General features: G+C 72.5%; 21 protein-coding genes. 10 read left to right on the forward strand and 11 right to left on the reverse strand.

Annotated features, from left to right (window positions below; translation table 11 throughout):
• Positions 1 to 39 precede the first annotated feature (39 nt).
• Together ACFXGA_RS05555 and ACFXGA_RS05560 are read left to right on the forward strand one after the other, a co-directional pair.
• Positions 40 to 495, forward strand: a complete 456-nt coding sequence (locus ACFXGA_RS05555; protein ID WP_378084654.1) for a winged helix-turn-helix transcriptional regulator — start codon at positions 40 to 42, stop codon at positions 493 to 495.
• A gap of 235 nt (positions 496 to 730) precedes the next feature.
• Positions 731 to 1,075, forward strand: a complete 345-nt coding sequence (locus ACFXGA_RS05560; RefSeq protein WP_378084656.1) for a hypothetical protein — start codon at positions 731 to 733, stop codon at positions 1,073 to 1,075.
• Positions 1,076 to 1,108: 33 nt separating this feature from the next.
• Here the strand turns inward: ACFXGA_RS05560 and polA are convergent, their stop codons facing one another.
• On the reverse strand, positions 1,109 to 3,784 hold the full coding sequence (gene polA, locus ACFXGA_RS05565) for a DNA polymerase I (RefSeq protein WP_378084658.1): 2,676 nt from the start codon (positions 3,782 to 3,784) through the stop codon (positions 1,109 to 1,111).
• Between the two features lie 73 nt (positions 3,785 to 3,857).
• Here polA and ACFXGA_RS05570 point away from each other — a divergent pair, with 73 nt between their 5' ends.
• Positions 3,858 to 4,259 (forward strand): hotdog fold thioesterase, encoded by a 402-nt coding sequence (locus tag ACFXGA_RS05570; RefSeq protein WP_378084726.1) that lies wholly within the window; start codon positions 3,858 to 3,860, stop codon positions 4,257 to 4,259.
• A gap of 85 nt (positions 4,260 to 4,344) precedes the next feature.
• On the forward strand, positions 4,345 to 4,899 hold the full coding sequence (locus tag ACFXGA_RS05575) for a DUF4352 domain-containing protein (RefSeq protein WP_378084660.1): 555 nt from the start codon (positions 4,345 to 4,347) through the stop codon (positions 4,897 to 4,899).
• A 26-nt stretch (positions 4,900 to 4,925) separates the two neighbouring features.
• On the opposite strand, the gene ACFXGA_RS05580 is transcribed toward ACFXGA_RS05575, so the two are convergent.
• The 7 genes from ACFXGA_RS05580 to ACFXGA_RS05610 all read right to left on the reverse strand — a co-directional run bounded on the left by ACFXGA_RS05580 (position 4,926) and on the right by ACFXGA_RS05610 (position 12,306).
• Positions 4,926 to 5,630 carry an ABC transporter ATP-binding protein gene (locus ACFXGA_RS05580; protein ID WP_378084662.1) on the reverse strand — a complete coding sequence of 235 codons (705 nt, stop codon included), beginning with the start codon at positions 5,628 to 5,630 and terminating at the stop codon, positions 4,926 to 4,928.
• The gene (locus tag ACFXGA_RS05585; protein ID WP_378084727.1) at positions 5,620 to 6,360 is read right to left on the reverse strand and encodes an ABC transporter ATP-binding protein; all 741 of its coding nucleotides are present in this window, start codon (positions 6,358 to 6,360) and stop codon (positions 5,620 to 5,622) included. Before ACFXGA_RS05585 ends, ACFXGA_RS05580 begins: the two co-directional genes overlap by 11 nt.
• Before the next feature lie 32 nt (positions 6,361 to 6,392).
• Positions 6,393 to 7,562 carry a branched-chain amino acid ABC transporter permease gene (locus ACFXGA_RS05590; protein WP_378084664.1) on the reverse strand — a complete coding sequence of 390 codons (1,170 nt, stop codon included), beginning with the start codon at positions 7,560 to 7,562 and terminating at the stop codon, positions 6,393 to 6,395.
• On the reverse strand, positions 7,559 to 8,521 hold the full coding sequence (locus ACFXGA_RS05595; protein ID WP_378084666.1) for a branched-chain amino acid ABC transporter permease: 963 nt from the start codon (positions 8,519 to 8,521) through the stop codon (positions 7,559 to 7,561). Before ACFXGA_RS05595 ends, ACFXGA_RS05590 begins: the two co-directional genes overlap by 4 nt.
• A gap of 125 nt (positions 8,522 to 8,646) precedes the next feature.
• Positions 8,647 to 9,822: a branched-chain amino acid ABC transporter substrate-binding protein gene (locus tag ACFXGA_RS05600; protein ID WP_378084668.1), complete on the reverse strand. Its 1,176-nt coding sequence runs from the start codon at positions 9,820 to 9,822 to the stop codon at positions 8,647 to 8,649.
• Positions 9,823 to 10,098: 276 nt separating this feature from the next.
• Entirely contained in the window at positions 10,099 to 10,704 is a 606-nt protein-coding gene (locus tag ACFXGA_RS05605) for an ANTAR domain-containing response regulator (protein ID WP_378084669.1), read from the reverse strand.
• A 639-nt stretch (positions 10,705 to 11,343) separates the two neighbouring features.
• Entirely contained in the window at positions 11,344 to 12,306 is a 963-nt protein-coding gene (locus tag ACFXGA_RS05610; protein WP_378084670.1) for a hypothetical protein, read from the reverse strand.
• Between the two features lie 222 nt (positions 12,307 to 12,528).
• Here ACFXGA_RS05610 and ACFXGA_RS05615 point away from each other — a divergent pair, with 222 nt between their 5' ends.
• The 3 genes from ACFXGA_RS05615 to ACFXGA_RS05625 all read left to right on the forward strand — a co-directional run bounded on the left by ACFXGA_RS05615 (position 12,529) and on the right by ACFXGA_RS05625 (position 15,785).
• Positions 12,529 to 14,121 carry a thiamine pyrophosphate-binding protein gene (locus ACFXGA_RS05615; protein WP_378084672.1) on the forward strand — a complete coding sequence of 531 codons (1,593 nt, stop codon included), beginning with the start codon at positions 12,529 to 12,531 and terminating at the stop codon, positions 14,119 to 14,121.
• 10 nt (positions 14,122 to 14,131) lie between these two features.
• Positions 14,132 to 14,641, forward strand: coding sequence for a DinB family protein (locus ACFXGA_RS05620; RefSeq protein ID WP_378084674.1), 510 nt, complete (start codon positions 14,132 to 14,134; stop codon positions 14,639 to 14,641).
• A gap of 298 nt (positions 14,642 to 14,939) precedes the next feature.
• On the forward strand, positions 14,940 to 15,785 hold the full coding sequence (locus tag ACFXGA_RS05625; RefSeq protein ID WP_378084676.1) for a serine protease: 846 nt from the start codon (positions 14,940 to 14,942) through the stop codon (positions 15,783 to 15,785).
• On the opposite strand, the gene ACFXGA_RS05630 is transcribed toward ACFXGA_RS05625, so the two are convergent.
• Positions 15,782 to 17,068, reverse strand: a complete 1,287-nt coding sequence (locus ACFXGA_RS05630) for a phospholipase (protein WP_378084678.1) — start codon at positions 17,066 to 17,068, stop codon at positions 15,782 to 15,784. The genes ACFXGA_RS05625 and ACFXGA_RS05630 overlap by 4 nt on opposite strands.
• 88 nt (positions 17,069 to 17,156) lie before the next feature.
• Here ACFXGA_RS05630 and ACFXGA_RS05635 point away from each other — a divergent pair, with 88 nt between their 5' ends.
• Positions 17,157 to 17,576 carry a CoA-binding protein gene (locus ACFXGA_RS05635; protein ID WP_378084680.1) on the forward strand — a complete coding sequence of 140 codons (420 nt, stop codon included), beginning with the start codon at positions 17,157 to 17,159 and terminating at the stop codon, positions 17,574 to 17,576.
• Here the strand turns inward: ACFXGA_RS05635 and ACFXGA_RS05640 are convergent, their stop codons facing one another.
• A complete protein-coding gene (locus ACFXGA_RS05640) occupies positions 17,577 to 18,773 on the reverse strand; it encodes an MFS transporter (RefSeq protein ID WP_378084682.1) in 1,197 nt (398 codons plus the stop codon).
• Positions 18,774 to 18,862: 89 nt separating this feature from the next.
• Between ACFXGA_RS05640 and ACFXGA_RS05645 the strand changes: the two genes are divergently transcribed.
• Together ACFXGA_RS05645 and ACFXGA_RS05650 are read left to right on the forward strand one after the other, a co-directional pair.
• Positions 18,863 to 19,663 carry an alpha/beta fold hydrolase gene (locus tag ACFXGA_RS05645; protein ID WP_378084684.1) on the forward strand — a complete coding sequence of 267 codons (801 nt, stop codon included), beginning with the start codon at positions 18,863 to 18,865 and terminating at the stop codon, positions 19,661 to 19,663.
• Between the two features lie 118 nt (positions 19,664 to 19,781).
• Complete coding sequence (locus tag ACFXGA_RS05650) at positions 19,782 to 21,791, forward strand: NACHT domain-containing protein (protein ID WP_378084685.1); 2,010 nt, start codon at positions 19,782 to 19,784, stop codon at positions 21,789 to 21,791.
• On the opposite strand, the gene ACFXGA_RS05655 is transcribed toward ACFXGA_RS05650, so the two are convergent.
• Positions 21,730 to 22,203 (reverse strand): hypothetical protein, encoded by a 474-nt coding sequence (locus ACFXGA_RS05655; RefSeq protein WP_378084686.1) that lies wholly within the window; start codon positions 22,201 to 22,203, stop codon positions 21,730 to 21,732. The two genes, ACFXGA_RS05650 and ACFXGA_RS05655, sit on opposite strands and share 62 nt — an antisense overlap.
• Positions 22,204 to 22,209 lie beyond the last annotated feature (6 nt).

A 22,209-nucleotide genomic window follows, 5' to 3' on the forward strand; every position in this document is an offset into this window, starting at 1 on the left:
GGGTACGTTTTCCGAACGCAAGGGGTATCGTCGGTGGACATGGCCCACGTGAAGGTTGCCGACGAGCTGTGCACCGTGTCGTTGCCCGCCGCCCTGCTGGGCGAGCGGTGGACGTTGCTGCTGCTGAGGCAGGCGTTCCTGGGCACGCGGCGGTTCGAGGACTTCCAGACCGCGATGGACATCTCCCGCAGCGTGCTCACCGAGCGGCTGGGCACGCTGGTCGAGGAGGGCATCCTGCGCCGCGAGGCGTACAAGGACGTGCGGACGCGCTACGAGTACCGGCTCACCGAGAAGGGCCTGGACCTCTACCCCGTGCTGATGGCGCTGCGGAAGTGGGGCGACCGCTGGATGTCGCCGCCCGAGGGCCCGTCGTTCGACCTGAACCACCGGGCCTGCGGCGGCGGCGTCGGCGTGCACGTGGCGTGCGAGGGGTGCGGGGCCGAGCTGACCGCGCGCGACGTGCGGGTCACGCCGCTGCGCCCGTCACGTGCCTGAGGCGGGGAAGCACCGCGACGACGAAGGCCGGCGCCCCTGGCGGTGACGCCCGCACCGGGCACCGGAGCGGCATTCCGTCACCATTCGTGCGCACCACCGGAATGAGGACTCCCTTTCCGGTGAATTATCGCACTCCATCGGATATCTTCGCGTGCACTCCATTCGGGAATTGCCGGCACGGAAATGTGCCTCCTAGGGTCGGGAACCCGGACCCGACGGCGAAGGAGGACCCCTGATGGCGAGGGCAGCGAGGGCACTGGCGGCGGCGCTCGGGGTGGCGTTCGCGCTCGGCACGGCGGCGGGCGCGGCGGCCGCGACCACCCCGCCCGACCCGCCCGACGAGCAGCGCACGGAGCTGGGCGGGGTGGACCTCGCCCAGTTCTGCGTCGCGTTCGGCCACCGGGACCTCACCCTGCTCGACCCCGGCACCGTCTGGGACTGGCGCTGCGTCGAGCAGGACGGCGGCCTGGTGGACATCAACATGAGCGCCGCCTGCCAGTGGCAGTACCGCGAACAATGGGCCAAGCCCGATTTCCGCGACGAGTGGGACGGGTACAGCTGGTACTGCTACCTCGACTGACCCTCCCCCGACCACGCGGCCGGACAGCGGGGCTCAGTGGGCGGCGGCGTCCCAGGAACGGCCGACGCCCACCGAGACCTCCAGCTCCACCGACAGCTCGTAGGCGCCGCCCATCTGCGCGCGCACCAGCGACTCGACCTGCTCCCGCTCGCCCTCGGCGATCTCCAGCACCAGTTCGTCGTGCACCTGCAGCAGCATCCGCGACCGCAGGCCCGACGCCTCCAGCGCGCGGAACACGCCGAGCATCGCCACCTTGATGATGTCCGCCGCGCTGCCCTGGATCGGCGCGTTCAACGCCATCCGCTCGGCCATCTCGCGGCGCTGGCGGTTGTCGCTGGTCAGGTCGGGCAGGTAGCGCCGGCGGCCGAGGATCGTCTCGGTGTAGCCCTTCTTCCGCGCGTCCTCCACCACCGCGTGCAGGTAGTCGCGCACCCCGCCGAACCGGGCGAAGTACGCCTCCTTCTGCTCCCGCGCCTCGGCCGCCGAGATCCGCAGCTGCTGGGCGAGCCCGTACTCGGACAACCCGTACGCCAGGCCGTACGACATGGCCTTGACCCGGCGGCGCTGCTCGGCGGTGACCTCCGAGGTCGGCACCGAGAACGCCCGGGACGCGACGAACGTGTGCAGGTCCTCGCCGCTGCGGAACGCCTCGATCAGGCCCTCGTCCTCGGACAGGTGCGCCATGATCCGCATCTCGATCTGGCTGTAGTCCGCCGTCATCAGCTCGGCGAAGCCCGGCCCGACCACGAACGCCTCGCGGATGCGCCTGCCCTCGTCGGTGCGGATCGGGATGTTCTGGAGGTTCGGGTCGGTGGACGACAGCCGCCCCGTCGCCGCGATCGTCTGGTGGAACGTGGTGTGGATGCGGCCGTCGTCGGCCACCGACTTGAGCAGCCCGTCGACGGTCGACTTCAGCCTGGTCACGTCCCGGTGCGCGAGCAGGTGCTGGAGGAACGGGTGTTGGGTGGCCTCCAGCAGGTTCTGCAGCGCGTCCGCGTCCGTCGTGTACCCGGTCTTGGTCTTCTTCGTCTTCGGCATCTGCAGCTCGTCGAACAGCACGGTCTGCAACTGCTTGGGCGAGCCGAGGTTGATCTCCTTGCCGATCACCGAGTACGCGTCCTGCGCGGCCTGCTTCACGCCCGCCGCGAAGTGCGCCTCCAGCGCGGCCAGGTGCTCGGCGTCGATCGCGATGCCGACCGCCTCCACCTCGTCCAGCACCATCATCAGCGGCAGCTCCAGGGTCGCCAGCAGCGACTCCTGGCCGGTGGCCACCAGCTCCGCGTCCAGCGCGTCGGCCAGCTCCGCCACCGCGAACGCCCGCACGATCGCCGCCTGCGCCGTCTTCTGCCGCTCCTCGGCCTCGTCGGCGAGCAGCGAGAGCTGCCCGTCGTCGGGCTCCTCGGCGCGCAGCTCCCGCTTGAGGTAGCGCAGCGCCAGGTCGTCCAGCGCGAACGACCGCTGGCCCGGCCGCACCAGGTAGGCGGCCAGCGCGGTGTCGCTGGTCACGCCGCGCAGCCGCCAGCCGCGCGCCCGCAACGCCCGCAGCGGCAGCTTCAGGTCGTGCGCCGCCTTCGCCACCGACTCGTCGGCCAGCCACGCGGCCAGCGCGTTCTCGTCCGCCTCGGTCAGCGACGCGACCTCGACGTACCCGCCCTCGCCGCCGACCGCGGCCAGCGCCAGGCCCTCCAGGTCGCCGTTCGCGGCGCGGAAGGCCACGCCGACCCGGCCGGACCGCGCGTGCGCGTCGAGCCAGGCCGCCACCCCGCCCGCGGGCACCTCGCCGCCGCGGACCGCGAAGCCCTCGTCGGCCTCCGGCTCGGCGGTGGACAGGGTGGAGAACAGCCGGTCCCGCAGCACCCGGAACTCCAGCTCGTCGAACAGCCGGTGCACCGCGTCCCGGTCCCACGGCCGGGCCTGGAGGTCGGCCGGGCCCACGGGCAGCTCCACGTCCCGCACCAGCTCGGTGAGCTGCCGGTTCAGCATGATGTTGGCCAGGTTGGCCCGCAGCGCCTCGCCGACCTTGCCCGGCACCTCGTCGACGTGGTCGATCAGGCCGTTCAGCGAGCCGAACTGGGTGAGCAGCTTCACGATCGTCTTCGGGCCGACGCCGGGGGTGTTCGGCAGGTTGTCCGACGAGTCGCCGCGCACCGCGGCGTAGTCGGCGTACAGCTCGGGCGGCACGCCCTGCTTCTCCAGCACCAGCTCGGGGGTGTAGCGGGCCATCTCGGACACGCCCTTGACCGGGTACAGCACCGTCACCCGGTCGGTGACCAGCTGCAACGCGTCGCGGTCGCCGGTGCAGATCAGCACCTCGAAGCCCAGCGCCGTGGCCTGCGTGGTCAGCGTGGCGATCAGGTCGTCGGCCTCGTAGTTGGCCTTGGCCAGCACCGGGATGTTCAGCGTGCCCAGCACGTCCTCGATCAGGCTCACCTGGCCGCGGAACTCGTCCGGCGTCTCGCTGCGACCGGCCTTGTACTCCGCGTAGGTCTCGGTGCGGAACGTCTTGCGCGAGACGTCGAACGCCACCGCGATGTGCGTCGGCTTCTCGTCCCGCAGCAGGTTGATGAGCATCGACGTGAAGCCGTAGACCGCGTTGGTGGTCTGGCCCGTGCCCGTCTGGAAGTTCTCCTTGGGCAGCGCGAAGAAGGCGCGGTAGGCCATGGAGTGGCCGTCGACCAGCAGCAGGCGGGAGGCTTCTGAAGTGCTCACGCGGCGAGTCTAGGGTGGGGGTCCGACAGTTCTGCACCGACTGGAGCAACCCGTGACGCCAGCCCCCGAGGACATGCCCGGCGCCGACCAGGCCGTCGCCCACGAGCAGCTCACCACGAAGCTCGGCATCGAGATCACCCGATGGGATGCCGACCGGCTGGTCGGGACGATGCCGGTCAAGGGCAACCGCCAGCCGTACGGGCTGCTGCACGGCGGCGCGAACGCGGTGCTGGCCGAGACGCTGGGCTCGGTCGCCGCGGCCATGCACGCCGCCCCGGAGCGGATGGCCGTGGGCCTGGAGCTGTCGTGCACGCACCACCGGGCCGTCGCCGAGGGTGTCGTCACGGGGGTGTGCACGCCGATCCACCGCGGTCGCAGCACCGCCACCTACGAGATCGTCATCACCGACGAGCAGGGGCGGCGCGCCTGCACGGCCCGGCTGACCTGCTTCCTCAAGGAAGCCACGAAGGGGTGAACCCGAAACGACCCGATCGGGTGAAATGCGATTCGGGTCCCGCGGGTGTGCAATTCGAGGTGCAGCGGGTGAGGCGGAGGTGGACGTGCGGCGTCTGGTGGCGGTGATGGCCGTGGTGCTGGCGGCGGCCGGGTGCGGTGACGCGCCGGTGGTCGCGGGCCCCGAGACGTCGGCCTCGCCGGCGGCCACCTACCCGGTGCCCCCGGAGACCGTGCGGCCGGACGAGAAGCCGCTCAAGATCCCCACCACGGCGGACGGCGACACCGCGTTCACGCTGGTCGGGCTCACCACCGAGATGCCGACGCTGATCGGCAGCCACGCCGAGTTCCACGCCAAGGGCCAGTTCGTCCGGATCCGGATGAGCGTGATCAACAACGGTCGCAGCAGCGTGCAGTTCAACGCCCGCCGGCACGTCCTGGTGGACGACCGCCGCGGCGAGCACGAGGTGGACTCGCAGGCCATGACGATCAAGCGGCAGCCGGAGTCGCTGGACCTCGGCGCGAACGTGCGGCTGGAGTACGACGTCTACTACGACGTGCCACGGGACGTGAAGCCGCTGGCCCTGCGCGTCTACGGCGGGCCGACGCTGACCGACATGAAGGACGAGGCGGGCACCGAGATCCCGCTGGCCCAGCCGTAGCCGGACCGGCGGGATCCCGGTCACCGTCAGTGACCGCCGAGGTACGCCGCACGCACCTGGGGGTCGTCCAGCAGCTCCGGGCCGGGGGCGCTCTTGACGACCCGGCCGGTCTCCAGCACGTACGCGCGGTCGGAGAGCTTCAGCGCCTGCTGCGCGTTCTGCTCGACCAGCAGCACGGTCGTGCCGCGCTGGTTGATCTCCTTGATGATCTCGAAGATCTGCGCGATGAGCATGGGCGCGAGGCCCATCGACGGCTCGTCCAGCAGGAGCACCTTCGGCTTGGTCATCAACGCCCGGCCGATGGCGATCATCTGCTGCTCGCCGCCGGACATCGTGCCGCCGAACTGGTTCTTGCGCTCCGCCAGCCGCGGGAACAGCTCGTAGACCTCGGCCAGGTCGGCGTCGAGCGAGTCACGACGGGTGTAGGCGCCCATCAGCAGGTTCTCCTGCACCGTCATGCCGGGGAACACACCCCGGCCCTCCGGCGACTGCCCGATGCCCGCGACGACCCGCTTGTGCCCCGGCATCTTGGAGATGTCCTGGCCGTTGAACAGCACCTGGCCGCTGGTCAGCGGGCGCAGCCCGGAGATCGTCTTCAGCGTGGTGGTCTTGCCCGCGCCGTTCGCGCCGATCAGCGAGACGATCTCACCGTCCGCGACCTCCAGGCTGATGCCCTTGATCGCGGCGATCTTGCCGTAGTGGACGTGGATGTCCTTCAGCTCAAGAAGCATCTTCGGACACCCCCAGGTACGCCTCGATCACCTTCGGGTTGTTCTGCACCTCTTGCGGGAGCCCTTCTGCGATCAGCTGGCCGAAGTCCAGCACCGCGACGCGGTCGCTGACGCCCATGACCAGGCTCATGTCGTGCTCGATCAGCAGCACGGTCCGGCCGCTGTCGCGGATCTTGCGGATCAGCGCCTGCAACGCCTCCTTCTCGGCCGGGTTCATGCCGGCCGCCGGCTCGTCGAGCAGGAGCAGCTTCGGGTCCGTGGCCAGCGCGCGGGCGATCTCCAGCCGCCGCTGGTCGCCGTACGGGAGGTTCTTCGCGGTCTCGGTCATCCGGCCGGGGATGCCGACGAAGTCGAGCAGCTCCCGCGCCAGCTCGCGGCCGCGCCGCTCCTCCTTCCGGTGCCAGGGCAGGTTGAGCGTCGCGCCGATCGCACCGGTCTTGTGGTGCGCGTCCGCGCCCACCATCACGTTCTCCAGCGCCGACATGTTGTGGAACAGCCGGATGTTCTGGAACGTGCGGGCGATGCCCATCTTGGTGATCTTGAACCGCTTGCTGCCGTCGATCCGCGCGCCGTTGAACAGCACCTGGCCCTCGGTGGGCTGGTAGACGCCGGTGACCACGTTGAACACGGTGGTCTTGCCCGCGCCGTTGGGCCCGATCAGGGCGAAGATCTCGCCCTGGCCGACGCTGATCTTCGCCTCGCGCAGGGCGACCACGCCGCCGAAGCGCATGGTCACGTTGTCCAGCTGAAGGACGGGAGTGCTCACTTGGCCGCCTCCGTCGTCGAGACCTCGGTGTCCGGACCCGCGACCTCGGCGCCCATGGTGCCCATGCCGCCGGTGCCCTCGTGCAGCTCGGCCTTGCGCCTGCGGGAGGGCAGCAGGCCCTCCGGCCGCAACGCCATCATCAGCACGAGCACGCCGCCGAACAGCAGGATGCGGAACTCGGCCGGGTCCTTGCCGCCGAGCGCCGTCTTCAACCAGTCGACCTCGCGGAACCGCTCGGGCAGCCAGGCGATGACGAACGCGCCGAGCATGACGCCGGGCAGGTTGCCCGAGCCGCCGAGCACGACCGCGGCGAGGATGGTCGCGGACAGGATGAACGGGAACGTGTTCGGCTCGATGAACACGGCCTTGCCCGCGTAGATGCCGCCGGCCAGGCCGCCGATCATCGCGCCGATGGCGAACGCCAGCAGCTTGAACTTGAACGTCGGCACGCCCATCAGCTCGGCCGCGTCCTCGTCCTCGCGGATCGCCGCCCACGCGCGACCCACGCGGCTCTTCTGCAACCGCACCGAGAAGATGATGACCAGCACGATGGCGGCCACGATCAGGTAGTAGTACGGCGCGGGCAGCACGCCGAACTCCAGGCCCAGGTAGGGCATGTCGTCCGGGTGCGGGATCCCGGTGATGCCGCGCGCGCCACCGATCTCGTCGGTGTTGTTCGCGGTGATGCGGATGATCTCACCGAAGCCGAGCGTCACGATCGCCAGGTAGTCGCCGCGCAACCGCAGCGTCGGCGCGCCGAGGATCACGCCCGACACGGCCGCCAGGAAGATGCCGAACACCACCGTCGGCCAGTAGGACCAGCCGTGCTCGGTGGCGAAGTAGGCGAGCGTGTAGCCGCCGATGGCGAAGAACGCGACGAAACCGAGGTCGAGCAGGCCCGCCTGGCCGACCACGACGTTCAGGCCGACGGCCAGCAGGATGTAGGTGCCGATCGGGTAGATCAGCACGGTCGTCCAGTCGGAGCCGGGCGACATGAACGTCCCGATCCACGGCGCCGGGAGGATCAGCGCGAAGACGATCGCGCCCAGGTACACCAGGTACCGCTGCCAGGTCTTGGCGTGTTCCCACCAGTCGCGTGCGCCGTCGAACAGGGCGCCCACGCGCCTCAACGGATTCGCGTTGCCAGTCACTCCGTTGCCTTTCATGCGCGGGCCTTCTGCAGGGATTCGCCCAGGATGCCGGTCGGCCGGAACATGAGCACGACCACCAGCACGGTGAACGCGATCACGTCCTTCCACTCCGAACCCAGGAAGATCGCGCCCCAGTTCTCGATGAGGCCGAGCACGATACCGCCGAGCAGGGCACCGCGCAGGTTGCCGATACCGCCGAGCACGGCGGCGGTGAACGCCTTGATGCCGAGCACGAAACCGACGTTGAAGACCGTGTTCTCGAACTCCATCAGGTACAGCGCGCCCGCCACGCCGGCCATCGCGCCGCCGAGCAGGAAGGTGACCCGCACGATGTTGTCGATGCTGACGCCCATGAGGACGGCGGCCTCGGGGTCCTGCGCCGTGGCGCGGATGCCGCGACCGATCTTGGTCCGGTTCACCACGCGGTCCAGCGCGATCATCATGATGACCGCCGCGACCACGACGATGATGTGGTCGACGCGGACGGCCGCGTTGCCGATGGTGAACACCGTGTCGCGGTCGACGATGCGCGGCGAGGACTGCTGGTTGCGGCCCGCGTTGCCGGTCAACCAGGGGATGATGACCAGCGCGAACAGCTCTTGGAGGAACAGCGACGCGCCGATCGCGGAGATCAGCGCGGTGAGCCGGGTCGCGCCCTTTCTGCGCAGCGGCCGGTAGGCCACCAGCTCCAGCAGGACCGCGGCGCCGCCGGATACCGCAGCGGACAGCACGATGATCAACAGCATCACGCCGAACAGGGCGATCCCGGTGAGCGGCGACGCGGGTGCGATCGCGGTGATCACCACGAGCGACGTGAACGTGCCGATCATGAAGATCTCGGAGTGCGCGAAGTTGATCAGACGCAGCACGCCGTAGACCATCGTGTAGCCGAGGGCGACGAGCGCGTAGATGGAGCCGAACACCAGTCCGCCCACCGTGCTGGGTAGGAACTGGTTGAGGAAATCATCAAGCATGACAGGTTTGCCTCACGAGACGGGCGGGGAGAGAAACTTCGCCATAGGGGTGGGGAGCGGGAGCTGTCGTTCCCACGACACTCCCGCTCCCCAGCGCGCCAGCTTGCTGCCTATTCCGTCTCGGCTCAGCCTTCGAGCTTGGCGGACTCGGCCGCGCCCAGCAGCTTCACCTTGCCGTCCTTCACCTGGTAGATGAAGATCGCGTTGTTCTCCGGCTCGCCGTTCGCCTTGAACTTGATCGGCTTGGAGACACCGTCGAAGCTGACGGTCTTGAGGAACTCGTTGATCTTCTCGCCGGTGGTGTTGCCCGCCTCGACGGCCTTGATGAAGGCGGTCGCGGCGTCGTAGCCCTCGGTCGCGTAGATCGCCGGGTCGACGTTCGCGCTCTTCTTGTAGTTGTCGAAGAACGTCTTCAGCGCGCCCGTGACGTCCGACGTCGGGATGTTGCACGGGCAGGCGAGGACGGCGCCCTCGGCCGCGTCGGCGCCGGCGCCGGTCACGAGCTGCTGGTCGAGCGAGCCGTCACCGGAGGCGAAGATGGTCTTCACGCCACCGTCGCGGAGCTGCTTGAGCAGGCGGCCGGCCTGCGCGTAGTAACCGCCGAAGACGATGACGTCCGGGTTGGCCGCGGCGACCTTCGTGACCGTGGACGAGTAGTCGGACGCGTCCTTCGAGAACTTGTCCCGCTCGACCGTGACACCGGCGCCCTCGAACGACTTGGCGACGGCGTCGGCCAGGCCGACGCTGTACTCCTGGTCGTCGGACAGGACGAACGCCTTCTTCGGGCTCTTGGCCTTCACCAGGAAGTCGGCGATGCCGGGGCCCTGGTCGGAGTCGTTCGCCACGACGCGGTGCCAGTAGGTCCAGCCGTTGTTGGCCAGGTCGGGGTTCGTCGCGGACGGCGAGATGCTGGGGATCTTCCCCTCCTCCAGCTGACCGCCGATGGCCTTCGACTCACCCGAGAACGCCGGGCCGATGAGGCCGACGATCTTGTCCTGGGTGATGGCCTTCGTGATCAGCGAGGTGGCCTGGTCGGCCTTGCCCTGGCTGTCGTACGGCACCAGCTCGATCTTGATCTTGGGGTTCTTGGCGTTGTACTCCTCGACCGCCATCACGGCCCCGTTCCGGGGCGGGATCACGATCGCCGCGTTCTCACCGGTGAGGTCACCCATGAACCCGATCTTGACCGAGGTGACGTCGCCGCCCCCGTCGCCACTGCCGCCGCCTCCAGCGCAAGCCGCGAGCACCAGCGACGAAGCCGCCGCCAGCGCCAGAACTCGGCCGAGTCGTGCTCCTGACACCGGAATACCTCCCATGACCAACCAGCCCGCCGGTAGGCGGAGCCCTCACACGAGGGCGTGGGTTAGGGCAGGAACGTAGCTTCAGTTGAACTCGGTGAACAGGTGGTCTTACTGCTCTGTGTCCACATCGTGACGGTAGTCACGGGAAAATCGCCTGCGGTTAACAACCTCAAATCCAGCTCAAATCGCCGCAGGTCACAAGGTCAATGCGCGCAGTAACCAAGAATGACCAACGGGACCCGTCCGATACTCGAACAGGTATCGCAGTGGTGATACTCACCCGAAGTTTTCGATGACGGCTTCCGCGACGGCCTTCATGGTCGTGCGGCGGTCCATCGCGGTGCGCTGCACCCAGCGGAATGCCTCGGGCTCCGACAGACCCTGCTTGGTCATCAGCAATCCCTTGGCGCGCTCGACGACCTTGCGCGTCTCCAGCCGCTCGGTGAGCCCGGCGACCTCGTTCTCCAACGCCTGCAGCTCGGCGAACCGGCTCATCGCCAACTCGATGGCGGGCACCAGGTCGCGCTTGGCGAACGGCTTGACCAGGTAGGCCATCGCGCCCGCGTCCCGGGCCCGCTCCACCAGGTCGCGCTGGCTGAACGCGGTGAGGATGACGACCGGCGCGATGCGCTTGCCCGCGATCACCGACGCGGCCTCGATGCCGTCGACCTTCGGCATCTTCACGTCCATGATGACCAGGTCGGGCCGCAACTCGGTGGCCAGCGTGACCGCCTCGTCGCCGTCGGCGGCCTGACCGGCCACCTCGTACCCCTCCTCGCGGAGCATCTCGACCAGGTCGAGGCGGATGAGGGCTTCGTCCTCGGCCACGAGGACACGCCGGGGCGTGACCTCTGGCTGGGCCTCGGCAGCCTGATGGGTCACCGGGGTCCTCCTGACACTCTGACGGCGGCTCGACGCGGTCGCGTCGCGTGAAACCGCAGTCTACCGGCGGGCCCGGCGCTGTCCGCGCGGTTGGGCCGTGATCACGGCCACCGGGTCCGACTTCGTCGGTTCGGGTGGCCGCGATCGGCCGAACGCGGGATCGCACGCCCGCCGGTTACCGCACCGGTTCCCGGCAACTTCTCACGCACCGGCCCGAGCGGACAGCCGGCCGACGCGCGACCCGGCGACCGCACCGACTCCACCCGACCCGACACCGCCCGCCCGGGCTTCGCGCGCACCAGGCCGGGCAGAGCTGAGGGCTGGGCAGGACCGGGCGGGCGGGGCGGGGCCGGGCAGGACCGGGCCGGGCAGGGCGCGGCAGGGCCGGGCAGAGCCGGGCAGGGCCGGGCCAGGCCAGGCCAGGCCGGGCCAGGCCAGGCCAGGCCAGGCCGAGCCAGGCCAGGCGGGGCGCGGCAGTGGCAGGCGGGCACGGCACGATCGGGCCGGGCGGCCGGCGGGCGGTGTCGGTTCCGCCCTGCCCGGCTCGCCGGCCAACCGGGCGGGGTGGTCGGGTGGGTTCGGGGCCGCCGCCCGCCGCACCGAACGAAGCGGCCGTCGCCGGACCCGCTCCCCCGCCGGTTACCGCACCGCGTGCGGCGGCTCCCACCACCCCGTCACGCCCTCGGGCCACTCGGCCGCCGCCAGCGCCGATTCGTGCTCGGGGTTCGGCGCTTCGACCTCGCGCAGGTACAGGTCGTACCAGCCGGTGGAGAGGCCGAGGCCGCCGCCCGCGCTGGGCACCTCCACCGAGCCGGGCAGGCCGAACACGGGGTGCAGCAACCGGTCCGCGATCTTCGGCACGCCGAGGCTCGTGGGCCACTCGACCCACCACCGGTCGCCCTGCACCAGCGCCCGCACCCACGGCGCGGCGCTGAACAGGTGGTAGCGGCGCAGCACCGCGCTGCCCACGCCGGTCGGGTAAGGCGTCTCGTCCAGGTGGTCCTGCTCCACCCGGGTCAGCGGGCCGTCGATGAACGCGCTGCTCATCCGGCGGCCCTTGAGCAGGTTGTGCACGTACCGCATGCCCTCGGCCCACGCGCGCTCGTCCACGCCCGCCAGGTGCACGGCCGCGTCGAGCCCGATCAGCCGCAGCTCCACCGACCGCGGGTGGTGGGTGACGCGCAGGCCGGCCACCCCCGCGACCCACGACTCGTCGTGGCGCGGCAGCAGCTCGTACAGCAGCGGCCCGAGGGCGTGCTCGGTGAGGTGCACGCGGGGGTGCGCGAACGGCTCGACGGTGCGGAACGCGTGCGCCGGCCGCAGCATGCTCGCGGGCGGGCGCAGTTGCAGGTGCCCGGCGGCGTCCAGGCCCGCCTTGAGCAGCACGCACTCCAGCGCGCGCTGGTCGTCGTGCTCGGCGTCGGGCAGGAACAGGCCGCGCACGTCGGCCTTGCCGTGCAGCGCGTCGACCACGCGTTCGCGCCGGTCGTCGGGCAGGCCGTGCAGCACGGCCTTCACCGCGGGCACGGCCTGGGTGAGGTTCTCGCCGGTGTAGCTCCGGCGGAGGTCGACCAGTTGCTCGGTCAACGACGATCGCGCCATGGCAGTCCTCGCTCCCGCCGCCCGGCCCGGCGCAACAAGGACGCGTCACGCGTCGTTCAACGGTCTTCGGTGTACCTCGCGAGCAGGGGTGCCCTCACCCCGCGGCGGATCACGCCACCCGGTTGCCGGGGAGTGGCTCCAGCCTCACGTCTGCTCGCACACGCCGTCACCGACGATAGCGCACCGTTGCCCCGGGGGCCGCGCGTCCCTAGCGTCTGGCGCATGGTGAGCGGGGCGGAGCGGTTGCTGGGTGTGCTGGCCGCGCACGGCGTCGAGGTCGTGTTCGGGCTGCCCGGTGTGCACAACCTGCCCGTGTGGGAGGCGCTGCGCACTTCCGGCATCCGCCTGGTCGGGGTGCGGCACGAGCAGACGGCGGTGTACGCGGCGGACGGCTACGCCCGCGCCACCGGCCGGCTGGGCGTGGCCCTGGTGACCACCGGTCCGGGCGCGGCGAACTGCCTGGGCGCGACCGGCGAGGCGTACGCGTCCGGCTCGCCGGTGCTGATCGTCGCCACCGACATCCCGTCGTCGCTGCGCCGCCCCGGCGAGTACCGCGGCACGCTGCACGAGACGCGTGACCAGCGCGCGATGTTCCTGCCGGTGGTCAAGGGCGGGTGGACGCTGCGCGAGGCGGAGTCGGTCGGCACCTACGCCGACAGCGCCGCGCTGCTGGCCACGACCGCGCCGCAGGGCCCGGTGTACCTGGGCGTGCCGACCGACTTCCTCACCGCGGACGCCGGGGTGTGGAGCCGCATCCCGACGCGGGCCCCGTCCGCGCCGGACGTGGGTCCCGGGGTGGAGCTGGTCGCGGGCGCGGAGCGGCCGTTGATCTGGGCGGGCGGCGGCGCGGCGCGGTCGGGGGCGGGCGCGGCGCTGGGCGAGCTGGCGTCGCGCATCGGCGCGCCCATCGTGACCACGTACGGCGCGCGCGGGCTGGTCGATCACCCGCACGTGGTGCACGGACCGGTGCACCTGCCCGAGGTCGGCGCGCTGTGGGACGAGGCGGACCTGGTCATCGGGGTGGGCAGCGACTTCGACGGGATGATGACCCAGAACTGGCTGCAACCCGCGCCGCCGCGGTTGTTGAACGTCAACGTCGAGGCGATCCGCAACTACCGGCCGGACGTGACGCTGCGCGGCGACGCCCGGGTGGTGGTGTCGGCGCTGGCCGCCGCCGTGCCCGCGCGCCCGGAGAACGGCGTGGCCGACCGGGTGGCGGAGCTGAACGACCTGGTGCGCAAGGCGGTGGAGGCGGACGAGCCGCGCGCGGTCCCGTTGCTGGAGGCGCTGGAGGGCCGGCGGGTGGTGGCCGACATGTGCGTGGCCGGGTACTGGGTCGGCGGGTTCGGCCGGGTCACCCGGCCGCGCGGGCTCGCCTACCCGGTCGGGTGGGGCACGCTCGGGTTCGGGTTCCCGGCGGCGCTGGGCGCGGCGCTGACCGGCCGGGTGGTGGCGGTGTGCGGCGACGGCGGGTTCCTGTTCGCGTGCGGCGACCTGGCCACGGCCGCGCAGGAGCGGCTGCCGGTCACCGTGGTGCTGGTGGACGACGGCGGGTACGGGATGCTGCGGCACGACCAGGTGCGGGCCGGCCACGAGCCCTTCGGGGTGGACCTGCGGTCGCCGGACTTCGTGGCGCTGGCGGGGAGCTTCGGCGTGGAGGCGTCTGCCGTGGACGGTTTCGGCGCGGCGTTCCGGGAGCGGCTGGACGAGTACGCGACGCGGCCGGGGCCCAACGTGCTGGTGGTGCGGGCGGCCGCGCTGAAACCGCCGGTCACCACGTCACCGCGGTGGTACCGCCGGACCGGCCTGACCTAAGGTGTCGAACATGAGTTCGAACGAGCGGGTGTGGCCCGAGGTGGCCGCCCACGACGAGCTGCGGCTGCTGACCGAGTTCCTGACCTTCCTGCGCCTGACCGCGGTGTCCAAGGTGGAGGGCCTGAGCCGGGAGCACGCCTCGGCCGCGCCGATCCCGACGTCGCCGGTGGTGAGCGCGCTCGGCGTGCTGCGGCACCTGACGGCGGTGGAGCGGTGGTGGCTGTCGATCGAGACGGGCGGTGCGGACCTGCCGTCGCTGTGGGGCGAGGACGCGGACGCGTCGTGGCGGCTGCGGGAGGGCGACACGGTCGAGTCGGTGATCGCCGAGTACCGGGCGGAGTGGGAGCACTCGGCGCGGGCGCTCGACGGGCTCGGGCCGGACGACCGCACGCGCGGCGACCGCGACGGCCGGGGCCGGACGGTGCGCTGGGTGCTCGCGCACCTGGTCCAGGAGACCGGCCGGCACGTCGGCCACCTGGACTTCCTGCGCGAGCTGGCGGACGGGCAGAAGGGCGAGTAGCGCCACTGCCGGCCGGCACGGCACGCCTGGCGGTAGGCCGAGACCGGGGTCGGCATCGGCGGGCGGAGGGTTCGGCGGGCAAGGGTTCGGCGGGCAGGGGTTCGGCGGGCGAGGGTTCGCCAGGCAGGGGTTCGGCGGGCGGAGGGTTCGGCGGGCAGGGGTTCGGCGGGCAAGGGCAGGGTTCGGCGGGCAGGGCGGGACAGGGCGGGCCGCGAGACCGCCGCGCGCCCGCCCTCCCGTGACGCGAGCGGGTGAACGGGCGTGCGGCCCCCGGGTTCGGCTGATTGGATCAACGCCCATGCGCCATCCGGTAGCGGTGCTCGCCGCGCTCCTGCTGTCCCTGTCCGCCGTGCCCGCGACCGCCGTCCCCGCGACCGCCGCGCCGGTCGCGCCCGCGCGGGCCGACGTCGACTTCACCGGGACCGTGTCCCTGAAGGGCTGCTCCGGCGCGGTCGTCCGGCCGCCCGAGCACGAACCGTCGGACCCGGCGCTGGTCATGACGAACGGGCACTGCGTGCGGTTCCTGGGAGCCCGCGAGGTCGTCCGGGACGAGCCGTCGGAGCGGGAGTTCACCCTGCTCAACGCCTCCGGCGACGGCTCGCTCGGCACGCTGCGCGCCTCCTCCCTGGTCTACGCCACCATGTTCGGCACCGACGTCGCGCTCTACCGGACCACCTCCACCTACGCCGACCTGGAGCGGCTGGGCTCGCGGGCGTTGGAGCTGTCGGCCGAGCACCCCGGCGACGGCATCGACATCACCGTGGTCTCGGGCTACTGGCGGCGCACCTACTCCTGCGAGGTGGACGGCTACGTGCACGAGCTGCGCGAGGGCCGGTACACGTGGCGGGGCTCGCTGCGCTACACCGAGGCGTGCCGCACCAGGGGCGGCACGTCCGGCTCCCCGGTGGTGGACGTGGCCACGGGCAAGGTGGTCGGCGTGAACAACACCGGCAACGAGGACGGCGAGCGGTGCACGGACAACAACCCGTGCGAGGTGGACGCGAACGGTGAGGTGACCGTGCGCCAGGGCATCGGGTACGGGCAGCAGACCCACCAGATCGTGCCGTGCCTGACCGGGGGCGGCCGGGTCGACCTGACCGCCCCCGGCTGCGGGCTGGCGCGACCGGAGGAGGGGTCGCGCTAGAACCGCTCGCCGGACAGCGCCCGGACCGCCGCCATCGGGTCGCCCAGGTGGTAGTGGTCCACGGCCAGGTAGGTGGGGGTCTTGCGGGCGGCGGGCTCGCAGAACCGGCGGGCCCGGTCGGCGAGCTTGCCGTTGTCCGTGGTCGCGGTGCCGGTGAACGGCACGTCGCGGAAGTGGTTCATCACGAACAGCGGCCGGAAGCCGGGCTCGGTGCGGGTGAGCGGCGTGCTCCAGCGGCTGTGACAGGACCAGTCCGAGCCGCCCAGGCCGGGTCCCATCGACCAGTGGTTCTCCACCGTCCACTCCGGCTGGTACATCACGCCGAAGCTGTCGCGCGGCACCGCGTCACCCGACCGGGCGTGGTCGGTGAAGATCATGAGACGGGTGCCGGCGGCGCGCAGGGTGTTCAGCGTCGGCCAGCCGCCGGTCCGCACGCCCGCGAGGTCGGGGCGGAACAGGAGGTCCCGCAGGCCGGTGACGCGGTCCAGCTCGGCGCGCAGCACCTCGGCGGCGACGTAGTCCTCCAGGAACACCGTGACGAACTCGTTCGGGTTGCGGCGCAGGAAGTCCACGATCCGCTGCAGGTCCACCCACAGCGCCACCGGGCGGCTGACCAACGTGCAGCTGTTGTGGCACAGGATCGCGCCGTCCGGGGTCTGGTGGACGTCCAGCTGGAACCCGCGCACGCCGTCCGCGAGCTGCCGCTCGATGCCGCGCGCCTGGTTCGGCGCGAGGTTGACGAACGGCGGGGCGAAGCCGCCGTCCACGCCGTTGGCGTAGGCGTTGTGCGCGGTGAGGAACGTGACCTGGTCCAGCCGCCGCTCGCCCTCCGGCGGCACGGGCACCCGCCGAGGGGACACCGGGGTGAGGTACCAGAGGTCCGCACCGGCGCCGACCCGCACCTGGTCCGTGCCGACGGCGACCAGGTGGCGGTCCGCGCCGGGGACCTTGAGGCGGTACCGGTCGGAGTCGCCGTCGGGCAGCACGTCCCACTGCGCGTCGGCGCTGTCGCACGGCGTCATCACGGCCAGGTCGCCCCGGCGGCCCAGGCACTGCGCGCCCTCGCGCAGCGTGCGGCCGACGAGGGTCCACTGCTGGTGGTCCTCGTCGCCCTTCGGCCGGCGTTGGAGCACGGACGTGCCCGACACGCCGGCGTTCAGGCCCGTGGTGGCGCTCTGCACGTAGTAGACGCCGTCGGCGGTCCCGGCGTGCGCGGTGACCGGCGCGGCGAGGGCCGCGGCCGCGAGGAGGGTGGCGATCAGGACTGGTCGGGTGGCGCGCATCAAGACGTCCTCTCGAAGGCTCCGCGGCGGCGGCACCCCGAGAGTAAACGCGAAAACGGTTCACGTCAGCCCGTCCTACGCTGGTGCCATGACCGAACCGTGGGGTGACCCCGAGAAGATCCGCCGCATCCTGGCGGAGGGCGAGACCTGGGCCGTCGTGGGGCTGGCCGAGAACCCGAGCCGGGCCGCGTACGGCGTGGCCCGGTTCCTCCAGCAGCGCGGCAAGCGCATCGTGCCCGTGCACCCGGACGCGCCGACCGTGCACGGCGAGCAGGGCTACGCGTCGCTGGCCGACATCCCGTTCCCGGTCGACGTGGTGGACGTGTTCCGCCGGTCCGAGGCGGCGGGCGAGTTCGCCGACGAGGCGGTGCGGATCGGGGCGAAGGCGGTGTGGTTCCAGCTCGGCGTGCTCGACGAGGAGGCGTTCGGCCGGGCCACCGAGGCCGGGCTGGACATGGTCATGGACCGCTGCCCCGCGATCGAGTGGGCCGAGCACGGGCCGCGCTGATCACCGGCGGACCGCCGGGAACCCGTGCCCGCGGGCGGCGACCACGACGACCACGACCGGCACGAGGAGCGCCAGCGCGCTCCACGGCAACGCGCCCGCGCCGAACCGGTCGAGCAGGACGCCGCCCGCGACGCCGCCGCCCGCCATGGCCGCGTTCCACACCGTGACCAGCAGGGCCTGCGCGGGGTCGGCGGCCTCGCCGCCGGCGTCGCCGACCGCTGTGGTGAGCAGCGTCGGCACCCCGCCGAAGCCCAGGCCCCACAACGCGGCCGCGACGTGCACGAGCAGTGGCGACGCCGGTTCGGCGGCCAGCACGGTGACCGCGACCGCGACCAGCACCGCCGCCGTGATCATGAGCACGCGCAGGCGGCGGTCGATGTGCGCGCCCACCACCCAGATGCCCGCCACCGACGCGACGCCGAACACCAGCAGCACCGCGTCCACCCGGTCGGCCAGGCCGAGGCGGGCCAGGTACGCGGCGACGTAGGTGTAGAGGACCGTGTGCGCGAGCACGAACACCAGCGCCACGACCAGCACCGGCACGACGCCGGGCCGGGCGAGCGTCCGACCCACCGGGATCCGGCCGCCGCGCGGCTGACCGGGCAGGTCCGGCACGACCGCCGCCACCCAGCCGAGCAGCACCGCGGCGATCGCCGTCACGGCCCAGAACGCGGCGCGCCAGCCGAGCGCGCCCCCGAGGAACGTGCCGGCCGGCACGCCGAGCGACAACGCGACCGGGATGCCGGTCATGACGAGCGCGGTCGCCTTGCCGCGCAGGTGGTCGGGCGCGATCCGGCGGGCGTAGCCGGCCAGCAGCGCCCACACCACGCCCGCCGCCACGCCGGCGACGAACCGGGCGGCCAGCGTGAGCGCGAAGTCCGCGGACGCGGCGGTGACGGTGTTGGCCAGTGCGAACCCCGCCACCCCCACCAGCAGCAAGCGCTTGCGCGGCCAGCCGGAGGTGATCGTGGACAGCGGGATCGCCGCCGCCACCGTGCCGATCGCGTAGACGGTGACGAGCTGGCCGGTCGCGGCCTCGCTCACGCCCAGGCCGGCGCTCATGCCGCGCAGCACGCCGGCGGGCAGGGCCTCGGTCAGGACGGTGGTGAACGCGGCCGTGGCCAGCGCGAGCAGTGGCCGCAGGGGCAGCTTCGCCGCGCCCGGCGCGGCGGTCGTCGGTGTCGTGGTGGTGCGCATGCCGCATGGTGGAACCTGACACCGGTGTCAGTTTCAACCCCTGGCGTTCCCGTAGCGGTCGCGTGGAGCCGATCAGTAACCTGCGGGCCATGCCGGTCGTCGCGCTCAACGGGATCAACCTCAGCTACCAGGTGGAGGGCGAGGGGGACCTCGTCGTGCTCGTGATGGGCACCGGCAGCCCCGGCCGGGTGTGGCACGCGCACCAGGTGCCCGCGCTGCGCGCGGCGGGGTTCCGGGTGGCGACGCCGGACAACCGCGGCATCCCGCCGACGGACGAGTGCGCGTCCGGGATGGTCATCGGGGACCTGGTGGGCGACGTCGCGGCGTTGATCGAGTCGCTGGGCGGTCGGGCGCACGTGGTCGGCACGTCCATGGGCGCGCGGGTGGCGCAGGAGCTGGCGCTGGCCCGGCCGGACCTGGTGTCGAAGGCCGTCATGCTCGGCACGGCGGGCCGCAACGACCCGGTGCAGAACGCGCTGTCCCGGGGCGAGCGCGAGCTGCACGACCAGGGGATCACGCTGCCGGCGCGGTACTACGCGGCGGTGAACGCGGTGCTGAACCTGTCCCCCGCGACGCTGCGCGACCCGGTGGTGGCGCGCGACTGGCTGGACGTCTTCGAGTTCACCGGCTCGACGGTGGGCAAGGGCGTGCGGGCCCAGATGGAGATGAACGAGTTCGACAACAGGCTCGACGCCTACCGCGCCATCAGCGTGCCGTGCCTGGTGGTGGGGTTCGCCGACGACCGCGTGCTGCCCCCGCACCTGGCCCGCGAGGTGGCCGAGGCCATCCCGGGCGCGCGGTACGAGGAGGTGGCCGACGCGGGCCACTACGGCTTCCTCGAACAGCCCGCCGCGGTCAACCGCCTGCTGGTGGACTTCCTCCGGGGCTGAACCGCCGCACGCCCCGGCCGAGCCGGGACCACCCAGCGTGACCGCCCGACCACGGGAACTCGCCTACCCCCGCGCCGCGAACGCCGTTACCGTCGTTCGCGACCTGGTGGGAGGGCAGATGGACGCGCGACGCGGCGGGGGCCGGCTGGGCCGCACCGCCCGCCTGGTCGCGCTGGTCGTGGTCGGCGGGGTGACGGTCCTGGTGCTGGTCCCCGTGGCGGTCAACGCCGTCACCGGCGGGTCGGCGCCGCGGGTGCTCGGCCCGTACGCGTCGTGGCTGTGGCCGGCGCTGGCGGGGCTGTCCGCGCTCACCGCGTGCCTGGCGGCGTGGGACCGGCTGGCCGCGCTGCTCGTGCGGCGGCGTCCCGCGCACCCGACGAACCGGCGGGTGGCGCTGGACCGGGTCGAGCGGTTCGTGCGGGCGCGCGTGGCCGGGTCGCCGGCCGAACAACTCCGGCTGAAGCTCGGCGTCGCGCCCCGCGTCGGACCGCGCCTGCCGACCCGGATCCGCGACCCGCTGGTCGTGGTGGGCGAGCCGGGCGCGGGCAAGACGACGTTGGTGCTGGAGCTGGCCGAGGCGTTGCTGGCGCGGGCCGCGGCCGACCCGATCCGGCCGATCCCCGTGGTCGTGGACCTCGGCGGATGGCGGCGTGACGACGACTTCCGCGAGTGGCTGCTGCGCGTGCTGGCCGACCGGTACCGGATCGCGCCGCGGGTCGGCCGGGCGTGGCTGCGGGAGCGCAACCTGGTGCTGCTGTTCGACGGGCTGGACGACCTCGCCCCGGTGGACCGGGTCGAGTGCCTGGCGTGGATCACCGCGCTGAACGTGCCGCAGGTCGTGGTGTGCACCGACGGCGACGAGCACGAGCACCTGCCCCGGTACCGCGTCGTGCGCGTGGAACCGTTGGCGCGCACCGTGGTGCTGGAGCTGATCGACGCGTGCGGGCCGCGGTTGGACGGGCTGCGCGACGAGCTGGACAAGAACCCGGACCTCTGGGACGAACTGCGCACGCCGCTCGCGTTCGGACTGCTGGCGCTGGCCTACCGGGCCGGGCGGGTCGAGTACCGGGGCGTGCTGGACACCTACGTGGTGGAGTCGGCCGCCCGCGGCGTCCGTCCTGATCGGACGGTGCGCGCCCTGCGCTTCCTGGCCAGGATCGCGCGGCGCCGGCACGACCTGGTGGCGCGGTCGCACCTGCCCCCGCGGCACGTGTGGCTCGACTTCGTCGGCCCCGAGGTGGTGTGGCGGATGTTCCGGCGGGCCGCGCCGGGCGCGTTGGCGGGCGCGGCGGCGGCACTGGGTTTCGTGGTCGGTGTCCGACTGGGCCTGGTCGCGGGCGCGGTCGCCGCCCTCGCCACGATCGCCTTGCCCCACGGCGACTTCCGGGTGCCCCGCAGTGATCCCCGCCGCGGGAACCTCTGGGCGGCAACGGGTTTCGCGGCCGGGGTCGTGGTGGTCGGCGCGGTGGCCTGGCTCGGCGGCCTGCTCGGCGCGTCGGCCGCGCGGTGGCCGGCGCCGGTCGGGTACGCGCTGGTCGTCCTGGTCACGCTGCTCGTCGGCTACGGCAACACCCGCGACCGGTACTGGGCCGTGGTGTGCGCGCTCGTGCCGGCCGGGGTGATGGCGGTGACGGGGCCTTCGCCGGAGTTGGTGTCGGGCCTGGGGATCGGGCTCGGCACGGGCGCGGTGGCGGGCGTGTTCGTCGGCGGTCTGCGCGAGGTGTGGTCGGGCCTGCGGGTGCGGCCGGTCACCGGGCTGCGCTGGCTGCCGGCGGCGGGCGCGGTCGGGGTTGGCCTCGCGGCGCTCGCGGGCGCGGAGGTCCGGCCGTCGGCGTGGGGCGCGGTGACCGGGCTGCTGGTCGGCCTGGCCGTCACGCCGCTCGCGGACCGGCCCGCGCACCCGGTCGCCGAACTGCTCGCCCGGCCGCTCGCGCTGGACGAGTTCCCCTTGCGGCGCAAGGCGGTCCTGCAATCCGCGCGGGACCGGGTGCTGCTGGTCGACGGGCACCGGTTCCCGCACGACCTGGTCCGCGACCACCTCGCCGAGTGCGACCCGGCGGACCTCGTCACGACGGTCGAGCGCCGACGGGCCGAGCTGCACCCCACCGGGTCCGGCCCCAGGGCTTGAACACCGACAGCGCCGTGTTCACCGTGTAGAGGGTCAGCGAGACGCAGGCCGCGGCCAGCACGTCGCCGCCCGCCGTGCCGACGACGCCGTCGGCCGCCTCGTGCAGCGCCGAGCGCAGCGAGAACGTCGTGGCGACCACGGCCACGACGGTCAGCGCGAACTTGGCCAGCACCCACTTGTGCCGCACCAGCCCCCACTTCGTGCCGAGCGACAGCACCACCCCGGTGACCAGGGCGGCCAGCGCCAGCGGGAGCACGACGGCGTCGCCGAGCAAGGACATCGCCTGGTACAGCTGCGGCGCGTCGAACGCCGCCAGCGCCAGCACGAGCATCCCGATCGTGACGCCCAGCCAGCCGACGGACGTGATGACGTGCAGCAGCACCCAGGACTTGCGCGCGTTCGGTCTCATCATGGCGCA

This window comes from Actinosynnema sp. NPDC059335, assembly GCF_042752395.1.
GTDB lineage: Bacteria > Actinomycetota > Actinomycetes > Mycobacteriales > Pseudonocardiaceae > Actinosynnema.

What these genes read in the sequence shown, in the direction of transcription:
- ACFXGA_RS05555 (WP_378084654.1), top strand. Translation starts at nt 40, where the DNA reads ATGGCCCACGTGAAGGTTGCCGACGAGCTGTGCACCGTGTCGTTGCCC.
- ACFXGA_RS05560 (WP_378084656.1), top strand. Translation starts at nt 731, where the DNA reads ATGGCGAGGGCAGCGAGGGCACTGGCGGCGGCGCTCGGGGTGGCGTTC.
- ACFXGA_RS05570 (WP_378084726.1), top strand. Translation starts at nt 3,858, where the DNA reads ATGCCCGGCGCCGACCAGGCCGTCGCCCACGAGCAGCTCACCACGAAG.
- ACFXGA_RS05580 (WP_378084662.1), bottom strand. Translation starts at nt 5,630, where the DNA reads ATGCTTCTTGAGCTGAAGGACATCCACGTCCACTACGGCAAGATCGCC.
- ACFXGA_RS05585 (WP_378084727.1), bottom strand. Translation starts at nt 6,360, where the DNA reads ATGCGCTTCGGCGGCGTGGTCGCCCTGCGCGAGGCGAAGATCAGCGTC.
- ACFXGA_RS05590 (WP_378084664.1), bottom strand. Translation starts at nt 7,562, where the DNA reads ATGAAAGGCAACGGAGTGACTGGCAACGCGAATCCGTTGAGGCGCGTG.
- ACFXGA_RS05595 (WP_378084666.1), bottom strand. Translation starts at nt 8,521, where the DNA reads ATGCTTGATGATTTCCTCAACCAGTTCCTACCCAGCACGGTGGGCGGA.
- ACFXGA_RS05610 (WP_378084670.1), bottom strand. Translation starts at nt 12,306, where the DNA reads ATGGCGCGATCGTCGTTGACCGAGCAACTGGTCGACCTCCGCCGGAGC.
- ACFXGA_RS05615 (WP_378084672.1), top strand. Translation starts at nt 12,529, where the DNA reads ATGGTGAGCGGGGCGGAGCGGTTGCTGGGTGTGCTGGCCGCGCACGGC.
- ACFXGA_RS05620 (WP_378084674.1), top strand. Translation starts at nt 14,132, where the DNA reads ATGAGTTCGAACGAGCGGGTGTGGCCCGAGGTGGCCGCCCACGACGAG.
- ACFXGA_RS05625 (WP_378084676.1), top strand. Translation starts at nt 14,940, where the DNA reads ATGCGCCATCCGGTAGCGGTGCTCGCCGCGCTCCTGCTGTCCCTGTCC.
- ACFXGA_RS05630 (WP_378084678.1), bottom strand. Translation starts at nt 17,068, where the DNA reads ATGCGCGCCACCCGACCAGTCCTGATCGCCACCCTCCTCGCGGCCGCG.
- ACFXGA_RS05635 (WP_378084680.1), top strand. Translation starts at nt 17,157, where the DNA reads ATGACCGAACCGTGGGGTGACCCCGAGAAGATCCGCCGCATCCTGGCG.
- ACFXGA_RS05640 (WP_378084682.1), bottom strand. Translation starts at nt 18,773, where the DNA reads ATGCGCACCACCACGACACCGACGACCGCCGCGCCGGGCGCGGCGAAG.
- ACFXGA_RS05645 (WP_378084684.1), top strand. Translation starts at nt 18,863, where the DNA reads ATGCCGGTCGTCGCGCTCAACGGGATCAACCTCAGCTACCAGGTGGAG.
- ACFXGA_RS05650 (WP_378084685.1), top strand. Translation starts at nt 19,782, where the DNA reads ATGGACGCGCGACGCGGCGGGGGCCGGCTGGGCCGCACCGCCCGCCTG.
- ACFXGA_RS05655 (WP_378084686.1), bottom strand. Translation starts at nt 22,203, where the DNA reads ATGATGAGACCGAACGCGCGCAAGTCCTGGGTGCTGCTGCACGTCATC.